The sequence below is a fragment of the Geomonas sp. genome (assembly GCF_035254065.1).
Taxonomy (GTDB): domain Bacteria; phylum Desulfobacterota; class Desulfuromonadia; order Geobacterales; family Geobacteraceae; genus Geomonas.
This window is the reverse complement of sequence record NZ_DATFBA010000085.1, coordinates 1-12,417: the sequence shown is the minus strand read 5'-3', so window position 1 is coordinate 12,417 and position 12,417 is coordinate 1. Positions and strand designations below refer to the sequence as shown.

The following is a 12,417-nucleotide window of genomic DNA, read 5'->3' as shown; positions in this document are numbered from 1 at the left end:
GATTCCCCTCTTCCGGTATACTTCGCTGAGATCATTAATCTCGCGGAGTGCGCATGTCCCGCCTTACCGACCTTCCCATACGCGTAAAATTCTTCGGACTGATGTCCATTCTGCTGCTCGCCCTGCTGATCGCCTCCGGGATCTTCACCTACCAGCGGCAAAAAGAGTACATCATCAGGTTCGCCATCGACAACGCCAGGACCTTCGCCAGCCAGTTGATCGAGACGCGCGAATACATGTCATCGGTGGTCAAGGGAGAGCCCGACAACAACTACAACCTGGTCCCGCAGGTGGTGGCCACCCAGGTCGCCAAACGGGTCACCCAGAACTCGAAGTTCTACGTGCGCCAGGTCTCGCTTCGTTACCGCAACCCGGGCAACCGGCCGGACAGCTACGAAAGCGCGCAGCTCAAGAGGTTCCAGCAGAATCCCCCGCGCGAGGTGTACGACCTGGTGAACACCGACGACACCGAGATCTTCCGGTACATGCAGCCCATGCTGGCCACCGCCTCCTGCCTGCAGTGCCACGGCACCTACCAGAGCGCGCCCGAGTTCATCAAGAAGCGCTTCCCGCCGGGGCACTACTCGTACAACTACAAGGTCGGCGAGGTGATCGGCGCCGTGTCGGTGAGCATCCCGGTGAAGGACCTCTACGCCCAGCTGGGCACCAACTTCCAGCTCGACTTGGTCGCCAGGAGCATCGTCTTCCTGGTCGTGCTGATGGTGATGGGCACCATCATGAACCGTGAGATCATCAAGCCGGTCAAGGCGCTTTCCGAGACCATCACCCGCGTCACCAGGACGGGGAATTTCGAAGAGAAGCTCCCGCAGAGCTCCCGGGACGAGATCGGCCTGTTGATGGGAGCCTTCAACGACATGATGGAGGAACTCAACCGCAGGACCCTGCAGAGCAAGGAATCCGACCAGAGGTACCGGCGCTTTATCGAAGTCGCGGCCTCCGCCGTGATCACCTTCCTGCAGGACGGGCGGATAGTGATCGCCAACAAGAAGGCCGAAGACCTCTTCGGCCGCTCCAAACAGGAGCTTTTGGGGGCGTCGATCTTCAAGCTGCTGGAGGACGGCGCGGCACTTGAGGAGAAGCTGGCCTCCGGGACGGGGTTCTCCGAGGAGATTTCAGATCAGACCGTGCTGGGCCTCGGCGGCAAGCCCACCAAGGTGGAGATGGTCGTCTCGGCTTCCAAGACCGACCGCGAACCGATGTTCACCGCCATTCTCAGGGAACGGAACCAGGGGTAGGAGCTCCCCTCCGCCATCCGATGGAAATCACTTTGCTGCCTGTACCATTCCTGTGGTAGAGTGCCCCCACCATTTGCTTTACCCAAGGAGAAACAATAGATGGCCAAAGAGCTTTACGTTGGCAGCCTGCCTTACGATACCACCGAGTACGAGCTGGAGAAGCTGTTCTCCGTTTCCGGAAGGGTGACCTCCATCCACCTGATCACCGACACCCAGACCGGCCGCTTCATGGGATGCGGCTACGTGCGGATGTCCACCGAGGCGGAAGCCAAGGACGCCATCGCCACCCTGGACGGCGTCCTTTTCCTCACCAAGACCATCACCGTGTCGATGGCCAACCCGCAGAAACAGAAGAACCAGGGAGGCGGCTACAAAGGGAAAGCCGGCGGCGCCAAGATGGGCGGTGCCCCGAAAAGAGCAGGCGCGCCCAAGGCGGGCGGAAGCAAGGCTGGCGGAAGTGCTGCCCGCTCCGCGGCTGGCGCAAAACCGGCAGGCAAAGCCACCGGCGCCAAGCCAAGCGCAGCCAGGCCCGCCGCGAAGCGGCCCGCATCCAAGCCGACCTCGAAGAAACCGTAATTCATCTTTACTGAAGCCTCCTTCCGTCTGTCACTCCTGCGCTACCCCATCCTCACCCTGTCCCTCCCCTTGAAGGGGAGGGTAGGTAGGGGGCCGTCCTCGTGATGACGTAGAAAGCACCTCCGTGTGACATGTCCCCCATCACGTCCCCCTCTTGTTAAAGGGGGGACAGGGGGGATTTGCCTTGGGGACCTTTCCCCCGCCCTTCCCTTCTCTCTCGCATCCGTCTATACTACGCGACATGATAGCGCTCGCGATGGTCGACAACTTCCCCTCCTCCCCCGGCATCTACCTCATGAAGTCGGCTGAAGGTTCCATTCTCTATATCGGCAAGGCCCGCAACCTCAAGAAACGGGTCCGGCAGTACGTGCTCGGCTCGGGCGACTCCCGGCTGCATATCCGCTTCATGGTGCAGCTGGTGGAGTCGGTCGAGTACATCGTCACCGATACGGAGAAAGAGGCGCTCATCCTCGAGAACACGCTGATCAAGCAGCACCACCCGAAGTACAACATCAACCTGCGCGACGACAAGACCTACTTCTCGCTTCGCATGGATATGAAAGAGCCCTACCCGCGCCTGACCCTGGTGCGCAAGGTGCCATCCGACGGCGCCCGCTACTTCGGCCCCTACGCGTCGGCCACCTCGGCCAAGGAGGTCCTCAAGCAGCTCTACAAGGTCTTCCCTCTCCGGCACTACCCGCTCGCCACCTGCATGGCACGCAAGCGCCCCTGCCTCTACTACCAGATCAAGCAGTGCTCCGCCCCCTGCTGCGGGAAGATCACCGCCGCCGAATACGCGACCCTCGCCGAGGGAGCCGCCCTCTTCCTGGAGGGGAAGAACACGGAGATCGCCAGGATTTACCGTGCCAAGATGAATCTCGCTTCCCAAGACATGCGCTACGAGGATGCCGCGCGCTACCGCGATCTGCTGCGTGCCATCGAGGTGACGGTCGAGCGCCAGAAGATGGTTGCCCGCGGCGGCGACAGCGACGTCTTCGGCCTCTACCGCCAGGGTGACCAGGTGCAGATGGCGGTGCTCCACGTGCGCGGCGGCGCCCTGACCGGCAGCCGCACCTTCCTGTTCGACTGGGAGATGGAGACCGAGGAGGGGCTGGCCTCCTTCCTCAACGAATACTACGACATGGACACCCCGATCCCGCCCCAGATCCTCACCCCGCTCCCGATCCCGGAGCCGGCCGCCCTGGAGGAGCTCCTCTCCGAGAAGTCGGGGAGGAAGGTGACCATCGCCGTCCCGCAGCGCGGGCCGAAGCTGGAGATGGTGAAGCTCGCGGAGAAGAACGCACAGACCGCGGCCGAGGAGCGGCTGGCGAAGGAGAGCTCGTCCGCCACGCTGCTTAGCGAGCTGGCCGACAAGCTGCACCTGCCGGCTCCGCCCAGAAGGATCGAGTGCTACGACATCTCCAACATCCAGGGAGAGATGGCGGTGGGGAGCCGGGTGGTCTTCATCGAGGGGAAGGCGGACAAGTCGCTGTACCGGCGCTACCGGATCAAGGGTGTGCTGCAGTCCGACGACTTCGCCATGATGCGGGAAGTGCTCTCGCGCCGGTTCAGGGCGGAGAGCGACGAGGAGAAACCGGACCTGATCGTGGTGGACGGCGGGCTTGGCCAGCTGAGCGTCCTGAACGCGGTGCTGGAGGAGCTGGAGGTGGAGGGGGTCGAGGCGGCGGGACTCGCCAAGAGCCGCACCTTCCGGGACATGGAAAGCCCGGAGATCAGCAAGAGCGACGAGCGCGTGTTCCGCCCGGGGCGCAAGAACGCCATTTCCCTCCGGCAGAACTCGGCGCCGCTATTGTTACTGGCGCGCATCCGCGACGAGGCGCACCGCTTCGCGGTCACCTACCACAAGGCGGTGCGGAGCAAGGTGATGGTCACCTCCGAGCTGGAGGGGGTGCCGGGGATCGCCGGCAAGAGGAAGAAGGCGCTGCTCGTGCACTTCGGGAGCCTGAAGGCGGTAAAGGAGGCGACGGTCGAGCAACTCTCCGCCGCGCCGGGGATGACCGCCAAGGCGGCCAAGGCGCTCTGGGAGCACCTGCACGAAAAGCAACAAGCCTGACCACAGAGGACACAGAGGTCGCACGGAGGACACAGGGGAAAAGCAAAGACGAGGGTTAAACCTAAAGGCTAAACAAAAAGAAGGGGAAAACCAAAGCCTCGAATGATGAGACGTGGTTTTCCCCTTTTCTTTTTCCTCTGTGACCTCCGTGGAACCTCTGTGTCCTCCGTGGTCAGGCTTTCGTTGTTAAGCTTATTTCCCCTTCTTCAGATCGAACAGTATCAGCTTGGCGATCGCCTTGAGGGTCTCGAAGACCCCCTCGCCGGTGGTGGCGCAGGCTTCGAAGTCCGGGACGTTGGTGGGGTTCAGCTCGCGGCGCAACTCTTCAACGGTCACCGCGTTGGGGAGGTCGCGCTTGTTGTACTGCACCACGTAGGGGATCTTGTCCAGGTCGTACCCCTGCTCGGCCAGGTTGATGCGCAGGTTCTCCACGCTCTCGATGTTGGCGTCCATCCGCTCCTCCTGGGAGTCGGCCACGAACACCACGCCGTCCACACCCTTGAGGATCAGCTTCCTGGAAGCATCGTAGAAGACCTGGCCCGGCACCGTGTACAGGTGGAAGCGGGTCTTGAAGCCGCGGATCTCCCCGAGCGCCAGCGGAAGGAAGTCGAAGAAGAGGGTCCGTTCGGTCTCGGTGGCCAGGCTGATCATCTTCCCTTTGGCTTCAGCGGCGGTCTTCTGGTAAACGAACTGCAGGTTGGTCGTCTTGCCGCACAGCCCCGGGCCGTAGTAGACGATCTTGCAGTTGATCTCACGGGAAGCGTAGTTGATGAAGGACATCCGGCAGTACCTCTTTATCTGAAACTAGCTGAACAGGTTGTCGATATCGTCGTCGGTGATCTCGGCGAAGGGGAAATCGCTGTCGCCGCTCTTCTCTTTTTCCTCGCTCTTCTGCACCAGGCGGCCGAAGATGGCGGCCAGCTCGTCGGAGGCCTTCTTGACCCTGAGACGCACCAGCCCCAGCGAGGAGCGGGTGTCGAACAGCACCACCAGGATCACCCGCCCGGCCACGATCGAGATGTGCAGGTTGTCCTTCTCCCCTTCGTGAAACAGTATGGAAAACTCTTTCTCGCCGATCAGCTTGGCGAGGCCGCCGGTGGCGGCGATGTTCCCCGCGGTCAGCGAGGCGAGCGAGGTGGTGTCGAAACGTTCGGTCTCGCCGCAGCCGGTGATCAGCTGGCCGTTCTTGTCGACCAGAAAGATGACCTTGGCGTTGGCTTCCCGGAGGAGCTTCTCGATGACGGCATTTATCTGTTTGAATTCCTCATCGTACATGATCAACTGAGGATTCGACATGAAGGACTCCTTGGGCCGTGCTGAATTTCCTGACTTTTAATGCGAATGTTATTCTATAACAGAACAAACTGGGTATTTCAAGGTGATTTCAGGGACCTGGCAGCCCCCGCTCAGACCCCGGCAATACCCCTGGCGGCCTCCAGAAGTTGCGACACCTTGGCCGGGTCTCCAGCCTCGCTGTACAGCCTCAGCACCGGCTCGGTGCCGGAGGGACGGATCAGCAACCAGGCGCCGTCCGCGAAGATGTACTTGAAGCCGTCGCTGAAGTTGGTGGATGCCACCGGGAAGCCGGCGATCTCCTTGATCCCCCCGGCGGCGAGTTCCTTGACCAGCTGCTGTTTGGGTCCGTTCTCGATCAGCAGGTCGATGCGGGCGTAGTGGAAGTGGCCGATCTCGTCCATGGTCTCCTCGAGCAGGGCGCGCAGTCCCTTGCCGGTCATGGCCATGGTCTCCAGCAGCAGGAGCGCCATCAGGATGCCGTCTCGCTCGGGGATGTGCCCTTTCACCCCCAGGCCGCCCGACTCCTCGCCACCCATCAGGATGTCGTTCTCCAGCATCATCTCGCAGATGTGTTTGAAGCCGATGGGGGTCTCGCAGAGTGTCAGTCCGTACTTGGCCGCCAGCTTGTCGATCATCTGGGTGGTGGAGACCGTCTTCACCACGCCGCCCCGCATCCCCTTCCGCTCGTAAAGATGCCTCAGCAGCACCGTGAAGATGCGGTGGGAGGAGAAGAACTCCCCGCGCTCGTCGACTGCGCCGATCCGGTCAGCGTCGCCGTCCAGGGCGAGGCCGACCTGGAAGCCGCCGTCGACCACCATCGCCGCCAGTTCCTCGAGGTTCTCCCCGATCGGCTCGGGGGGATGCCCGCCGAAGGAGGGGTTCTCGATGCCGTGGATCTCGGTGATGCCGGGGATGAGCTTGGCGAGGAAGCCGCAGCCGGCGCCGAACATCGGGTCGACCACCGCCTTGATGCCGGCGGAGCGGATCAGCTCCAGGTCGACATAGCGGCCGAGCTGCGCCAGGTAGGGGGCGCTGGCGTCGAACATCTGCACCACCCCCGAACCGAGCGCCTCGGCGAGCGGCAGGGTCAGCACCGGACGCGCGTTGGCGACGTTGTCCGCCACCATCCGCTCCAGCACCTTGGTGGTGGAGGGACGCGCCGAGCCCCCGAAGGATTCCTTGACCTTGAAGCCGTTGTAGCGGGGGGGATTGTGGCTGGCGGTGATCATCACGCCGGCCCCGGCGCCGCGCTCATGGACCGCCCAGGAGACGGCGGGGGTCGGTGCGTAGCCGTCGGAGAGCCAGGTCTTGATGCCGTTGCCGGCCGCGATGGAAGCGACCTTTTCGGCGAACTCGCGGGAGAGGAAGCGCCGGTCGTAGCCGATCACCAGCCCCTTTTCGGCGAGCCCTTCCTTGTGCATATAATCCATGGTGGCCTGTGCCACCAGCGAGAGATTTTCAAAGGTGAAGCTGTCGGCGATCACGCCGCGCCAGCCGTCGGTACCAAACTGGATCTGCAATTCTCCCTACCTCCTGACAAAAATTTGCTGCGCATTTTCCCCTGCGGCAGGGTGCTCTGTCAAACCTTTTATTGGCCGGGGCCGGATCGCGGGTTGACCGGCGGCCGCGATTGACTTATAAATAACCGGATATGAATGTCCTTAAAGGAGGAAGTACCATGCTGAAAAGAGCGCTCTGCGTGCTGTTGCTGTTGGTCTGTATGGGAGGCACCGCCCTGGCGGCGGGGAAGAATCCGACCGTCGTCATGGAAACCAATTTCGGGAAGGTGACCATCGAACTCTTCGAGAAGGAAGCTCCCATCTCCGTTAAGAATTTCCTGAGCTACGCCTCCAGCGGGTTCTATAACGGCACCATCTTTCACCGGGTCATCCGCGGCTTCATGATCCAGGGGGGCGGTTTCACCAAGGACTTTTCCGTGAAGCCGACCAACGCCCCCATCAAGAATGAAGCCGGCAACGGACTCAAGAACGACCGCGGGACCGTCGCCATGGCGCGCACCGGAGTGGTGGACTCCGCCACCTCGCAGTTTTTCATCAACGTGATGAACAACGATTTCCTCAACCACCGCAGCGAGGATCCGTCCTCCTACGGCTATGCCGTTTTCGGCAAGGTCACCTCCGGCATGGAGGTGGTCGACAAGATCGCCCGTACCCCGACCGGGTTCTCCAAGGGGATGGCGGACGTACCGACCACGCCGGTAATCATCGAGAAGATCACCGTTGTGAAGTAGGCGAAGTGACGATAAGCGAGAGAGGGGGCGCCGGAAGGCGCCCCCTTTTTTTATCTCTTCCTGCGTTGGGCGAGGAGCATGAGGTTTCCGAGGGTGAAGGCGAGTGCGCCGATCAGGGCGGGGAGAGCGCCCGGCTCCCGGTGGATCTCCAAGAGGGCGATGGGGGCGGGGGAGAGGGCAGCCTCCTTGAGATAGATGCCGTAGCCGTTATGGAAGAGCGGGTGGTTGGGCTGGATGGTGACGGAGGGTCCCTGGCCGATGCGGAGCACGGCCCGGTAGCTGGTCATCATCCCCATGGGGCCGATCTCGCCGGAGATCCTTTCCACCCGCAGCTGTTCGCTGTCGCGGAAGCCGAGGATGCTCCCCTCGGTGACCTCCAGCATGTCCTTGAAGCTGCCGTAGGCGGAAAAGAGGTGGGCGACCACGATGAGGAGAAAGCCCAGGTGCATCAGGTGAGGGGCGATGGAGCGTCCCTTTTTGCGCAGCGCCTCGATGCTGCAGACCACGGCGTTCAGGCAGAGGAAGGCGATGAGTCCCACCGCCACCCAGAGCCACCAGGAGAGGAAAAGCGGCGCCTGCCGCAGCCAGACGAACAGCGGGACACTGTCCAGGCCGGCCTGCTCGGAGCTCCCCGGCGAGAAGGAGCCGAGCGCCAGGGCCACCATGACCCCGGTCAGAAGCCACAGTCCCAGGTTCAGGGAGGAAAGTCGTGTGTAAAGCTGCTTCAGCATTTTGCTCCTTCAGTCAGGCAGGTCTGACTTGTCCGACAGGTCCGACTCAGACTAGAAGCTGTGCGAACTCCTCATCAGCATGCTGACCCCCAGGTAGGTGAACAGCGCCACGAAGAAGCCGCAGATCCCCAGCCAGGCGAAGGCCCGGTCCCACTCCTGCCCCTTCACCCGCAGGTGAAGGTACATGGAGTAGAAGAGCCACAGGATAGAGGTCCAGAGTTCCTTGGGTGTCCAGAGCCAGTAGGTCCCCCAGGCGTAGTAGCCCCAGATGCCGCCGGACACCATGGACAGCGAAAAGAAGCTGTAGCCCACCAGCGCGGCCCGGTACTGCAGGTCGAGCAGCGGCCGGCCGGCTCCCCGGAGGAAGAAGCCCCCCAGCAGCGCAGCCACGCCGAAGAGCCCATAGGCGAAGAAGGCCAGCGCCACGTGCAGCTCGAACCAGTAGGTGTCCAGCACGGGGGGAAGCGGCATGTTGAGGGTGGGAAAGGGAAAGGCCAACAGGGCGAAGAAGCCGGCCAGGATGCCGCAGCTCCAGGGGAAGCGGTTTTCTTCCCGGAGCTGACCGGCAAAGATGAAGGGAAGCGCCATCAGCCCGATGGAACAGGAGAAGAAGGCCAGGGTGTCCTGCGGCCCGATAAGCGGCAGCCGCCCGAGCGTGATGCCGCGCGAGGCGAGGTAGCCGAGCTCCACCAACACGGCCGCGAGGAAGATGGGGCGCCTGAGGGAGCCGAGATAAAGAGCCGCCGAGGCGACCAGAAGCGATTTCATAGCAGCCCGCCTACTTGTAGTTCTTCCTTCTGAAGAGGCCGGTCTTCAGGGAGACGATGCGGTCCAGGAACAGCAAGCCGTCCAGGTGGTCGAGCTCGTGCTGGATGGCGACCGCCTCGAAGCCGCTGGCCTCGAACTGGTGGACCTGACCGTCGGGGTCGGTGTAGCGCAGGGTCAACTCGGTGGCGCGCTCGACGTCGCCAGTGTAGTCCGGGACGCTCATGCACCCTTCCCTCATGATAGCGCCCCCGCTCCTGGCCAGGATCTCCGGGTTCACCATGAGGAGAAGGCCGTGGTTGTTCTCCTTGCCGTGCCGGTTTTTGGAGACGTCGATCACGCACACCCTGAGCGGAACGCCGATCTGGGGCGCGGCGACGCCGACCGAGCCGGGGCCGGCGTGCATGGTGTCCACCAGGTCCTCGACGAGCTCTCGTACGAAGTCGTCGACGGCATCAACGGGAAAGCAGGCGGTCTTCAGGATGGGGTTCGGGTAGGTGACGATCTTTCTGACTGGCATATCAGAGCGAGACCGGTGTGATGAGCCGCACCGAGATCTCCACACTCAGCTCCTTTTTCAGTTTTTCCAGCAGGGCCGACGCATCGTCCACCGACATCTCCGGGGGAAGGGCGGCTTCCAGCATCAGGACGTAGACCGGCTCCTCGGGGCTGCCGATCAGCTTGGTGTTGAGGTCGGTGATGTTGACCCCGCGCTCGGCGAGCTCGCGGGTGACCCGGTAGACGATGCCCGGCTTGTCGGAGCCGTACACCGAGACCAGGCAGAGTTCGCCGGAAGGCTGCAGGTAGCAGACCTCATCGTCCTTCAGGGAGCGGATGAAGGCGGAGAGCCCGGTGTCCAGGTTCTTGAGGCCGAACTCGGCCTCCAGCTTCTTCTTGGAGAAGGGCTTCTCGTGCGAGACGATCAGGATCATGGCGAACTCGCCCCCCAGCATGGTGCAGCTGGAATCCTCCACGTTGCAGCCGAGCCGGTAGAGGACCTCGGCGGTATCGGCCACGATACCGGGGCGATCCTTGCCGATGATGGTCACCGCGAAGTGGGAGAGGTTGCCCTTGCGACAATGGCTCATGGTGCCTCCTTTTGGTCGGACGTCGGACCTGTCTGACAGGTCGGAGCTGTCCGACTAAATCTTGTTGATAAAAACTTCCCTGGGCTTGCTGGTGCCGTCGGAGGGCCCCACCACACCTTCCTGCTCCATCTTCTCGATGATGCGGGCGGCGCGGTTGTAGCCTATCCGCAGGCGCCGCTGGATCATGGAAATCGAGGCCTGCTTGGTCTCGGCCACCAGGGCCAGCGCGTCGTCGTAACGCTCGTCGAGCTCGTCATCGTCCCCCCCGTCACCCTTCTCGTCGGAGGCCTTCATCTCCAGGATCGACTTCTCGTAGACCGGTTTCCCCTGCTTCTTCAGGAACTCCACCACGCGCCCTACTTCGGTGTCGGACACGAAGGCGCCGTGCGAGCGGAGCATCTTGGAGGTACCCGGCGGCAGGAAGAGCATGTCGCCGGCCCCCAAGAGGGACTCGGCGCCGTTGCAGTCCAGGATGGTCCGGGAGTCGATCTTGGAGGAGACCTGGAAGGAGATGCGGGCCGGGAAGTTCGCCTTGATGAGGCCGGTGATGACGTCGACGGACGGGCGCTGGGTGGCCAGGATCAGGTGGATGCCGGCGGCACGCGCCATCTGGGCGAGCCTCGCGATCGACTCCTCGATCTCGCGGCCGGCCACCATCATCAGGTCGGCCAGCTCGTCCACGATAACCACGATGTACGGCAGGTGCCCGTGCTCCAGCTGGTCTTCCTTCTCCAGGAAGGCCTGGATGGCCGCCTCGCGCGCCTCCATATCGTCGGAATCGACACCCTCCTCGACCTCGTCGTGCTCGGCGATCTCGTCGACCACCACCACGCCCTTCGCCTTGTTCTCGGCCGCTTCCTTTTCGCTTCGCTCCAGCTCGCGGTTGTAGGAGTCGATGTTCCTGACCCCCTTATCTGACATCAGCCGGTAGCGCCGCCCCATCTCCTCGACGGCCCACTTGAGCGCCAGCGACGCCTTCTTGGGATTGGTGACCACCGGCAGCAAAAGGTGCGGGATCCCCTCGTACACCGAGAGCTCCAGCATCTTGGGGTCGACCATGATGATCCTGACGTCGTTGGGGGTCGAGGTGTAGAGCAGCGACAGGATCATGGTGTTGATGGCGACCGACTTACCGGAGCCGGTGGCGCCGGCCACCAAAAGGTGCGGCATCTTGGCCAGGTCGGTGACCAGCGGGTTGCCGGCGATGTCTTTGCCGAGCGCCATGGGGAGCTTCATCTTTCCCTGGTGGAACTGCTCGGAGTTGAAGATCTCCTTGAGCGAGACCATCTCGCGCTCGCGGTTGGGGAGCTCGATGCCGACCACCCCCTTGCCGGGGATGGGGGCCACGATACGGATCGACTGCGCCTGCAGCGCCATGGAGAGGTCGTCGGAGAGCCCGGCGATGCGGCTCACCTTGATACCGGGGCCGGGGGCGAACTCGTACATGGTGATCACCGGCCCGGGGCAGATCTCCACCACCTCCCCCTCGATGCCGAAGTCCTTGAGCTTCTTCTCCACCAGGCGGGCGTTCATGGTGAGGGTGTCGCGGTCCACCTTCCGGCCGGTCTCGGGGGGCTGATCGAGCAGCGAGAGCGGCGGGGTCCGGTAGTTGCCATCCGCCTTGAGGAACTCGAAGGCCTCCTGGACCGGAGCGCTCTTCTTGTCGTCCTTCTGCTTCTCCTTCTTGGCGACCATGGTGTTGACCGGCGGCGGCACCGCGGCGGGCTTGATGATGGGGGCCGCGTGGTGCTTGGGCTTCTCAGGCTTATCCCCCTTCTTGTCGTCCTTCTCCGCCAGCTGTCGGTTCAGCGCGCGCCGCTCCTGGTAGTGGCTCCAGCGCTCCTTGATGGTGTTCACCCACCAGCTGGCGAAAAGCACGAAGGAGAAGCGGGAAAGGAGCATGGCGGCTGCGGCCAACATGGGGAGCAGCACCAGCGCGGCGCCGACCTTGCCGAAGGCGCGCTTCAAAAACCCTCCGAAGGCGACCCCCACCAGCCCGCCGGTAGGCACGGTCTGCCCCAGGAACTGGGTCTTTTCCAGGAAGAAAGCGAAGATGCCGGACAGCGAAACGAGCAGCAGGGCGAAGCCCACCCCCTTGTAGCGCCGCCAGCGGATGGGATCGGAGCCGAAGGCCCGGTAGGCGATATAGACGAGGGTGCAGGGGATGACGTAGGCGGCGAGCCCCAGCACCTGCAGGAGGAGGTCCGCGAGTTCAGCGCCGAAGCGTCCCCCCAGGTTGTGAGTCTCGGCGGAGGTAGATACGGAATTGAAGGAGAGGTCCTGGCCGTTGAAGGAGGCGAGTGCCACCAGGATGAAGATGCCGGCCGCCGCCAGCCCCATCCCCTTCATCTCCTTGGTGACCTTTTCCTTCTTTTCGATT

12 protein-coding genes are annotated in these 12,417 nt (G+C 62.9%); 4 read left to right on the top strand and 8 right to left on the bottom strand.

Translation table 11 applies throughout. The annotated features are described in order from the left end of the window. Positions 1-101 precede the first annotated feature (101 nt). The 3 genes from VJ604_RS04495 to uvrC all read left to right on the top strand — a co-directional run bounded on the left by VJ604_RS04495 (position 102) and on the right by uvrC (position 3,906). Positions 102-1,256, top strand: a complete 1,155-nt coding sequence (locus VJ604_RS04495) for a c-type heme family protein (RefSeq protein ID WP_324080185.1) — start codon at positions 102-104, stop codon at positions 1,254-1,256. A gap of 99 nt (positions 1,257-1,355) precedes the next feature. Then, positions 1,356-1,832 carry an RNA recognition motif domain-containing protein gene (locus VJ604_RS04490; RefSeq protein WP_324080184.1) on the top strand — a complete coding sequence of 159 codons (477 nt, stop codon included), beginning with the start codon at positions 1,356-1,358 and terminating at the stop codon, positions 1,830-1,832. A 241-nt stretch (positions 1,833-2,073) separates the two neighbouring features. Then, complete coding sequence (gene uvrC, locus VJ604_RS04485; protein ID WP_324080183.1) at positions 2,074-3,906, top strand: excinuclease ABC subunit UvrC; 1,833 nt, start codon at positions 2,074-2,076, stop codon at positions 3,904-3,906. Between the two features lie 192 nt (positions 3,907-4,098). Here the strand turns inward: uvrC and VJ604_RS04480 are convergent, their stop codons facing one another. The 3 genes from VJ604_RS04480 to VJ604_RS04470 form a co-directional block, all read right to left on the bottom strand. After that, the gene (locus VJ604_RS04480; RefSeq protein ID WP_324080182.1) at positions 4,099-4,686 is read right to left on the bottom strand and encodes a GTP-binding protein; all 588 of its coding nucleotides are present in this window, start codon (positions 4,684-4,686) and stop codon (positions 4,099-4,101) included. Positions 4,687-4,710: 24 nt separating this feature from the next. Next, positions 4,711-5,202 carry a roadblock/LC7 domain-containing protein gene (locus VJ604_RS04475; protein WP_324080181.1) on the bottom strand — a complete coding sequence of 164 codons (492 nt, stop codon included), beginning with the start codon at positions 5,200-5,202 and terminating at the stop codon, positions 4,711-4,713. 110 nt (positions 5,203-5,312) lie between these two features. Beyond that, a complete protein-coding gene (locus VJ604_RS04470) occupies positions 5,313-6,722 on the bottom strand; it encodes a phosphoglucomutase/phosphomannomutase family protein (protein ID WP_324080180.1) in 1,410 nt (469 codons plus the stop codon). 158 nt (positions 6,723-6,880) lie between these two features. On the opposite strand from VJ604_RS04470, the gene VJ604_RS04465 reads away from it, so the two are divergent. Then, positions 6,881-7,453, top strand: coding sequence for a peptidylprolyl isomerase (locus tag VJ604_RS04465; protein ID WP_324080179.1), 573 nt, complete (start codon positions 6,881-6,883; stop codon positions 7,451-7,453). 50 nt (positions 7,454-7,503) lie between these two features. Here VJ604_RS04465 and VJ604_RS04460 read toward each other — a convergent pair whose 3' ends face one another. From VJ604_RS04460 to VJ604_RS04440, 5 genes are read right to left on the bottom strand one after another with little or no spacing between them, the layout of a single operon-like run. Next, positions 7,504-8,184 (bottom strand): cytochrome c biogenesis ResB family protein, encoded by a 681-nt coding sequence (locus VJ604_RS04460; RefSeq protein ID WP_324080178.1) that lies wholly within the window; start codon positions 8,182-8,184, stop codon positions 7,504-7,506. A 51-nt stretch (positions 8,185-8,235) separates the two neighbouring features. Continuing rightward, positions 8,236-8,952 carry a cytochrome c biogenesis protein gene (locus VJ604_RS04455; RefSeq protein ID WP_324080177.1) on the bottom strand — a complete coding sequence of 239 codons (717 nt, stop codon included), beginning with the start codon at positions 8,950-8,952 and terminating at the stop codon, positions 8,236-8,238. Between the two features lie 10 nt (positions 8,953-8,962). Beyond that, entirely contained in the window at positions 8,963-9,469 is a 507-nt protein-coding gene (gene def / locus VJ604_RS04450; protein ID WP_324080176.1) for a peptide deformylase, read from the bottom strand. Position 9,470: 1 nt separating this feature from the next. Continuing rightward, positions 9,471-10,037 carry a glycine cleavage system transcriptional repressor gene (locus VJ604_RS04445; RefSeq protein ID WP_324080175.1) on the bottom strand — a complete coding sequence of 189 codons (567 nt, stop codon included), beginning with the start codon at positions 10,035-10,037 and terminating at the stop codon, positions 9,471-9,473. A gap of 54 nt (positions 10,038-10,091) precedes the next feature. Then, the gene (locus VJ604_RS04440) at positions 10,092-12,416 is read right to left on the bottom strand and encodes a DNA translocase FtsK (protein ID WP_324080174.1); all 2,325 of its coding nucleotides are present in this window, start codon (positions 12,414-12,416) and stop codon (positions 10,092-10,094) included. Position 12,417 lies beyond the last annotated feature (1 nt).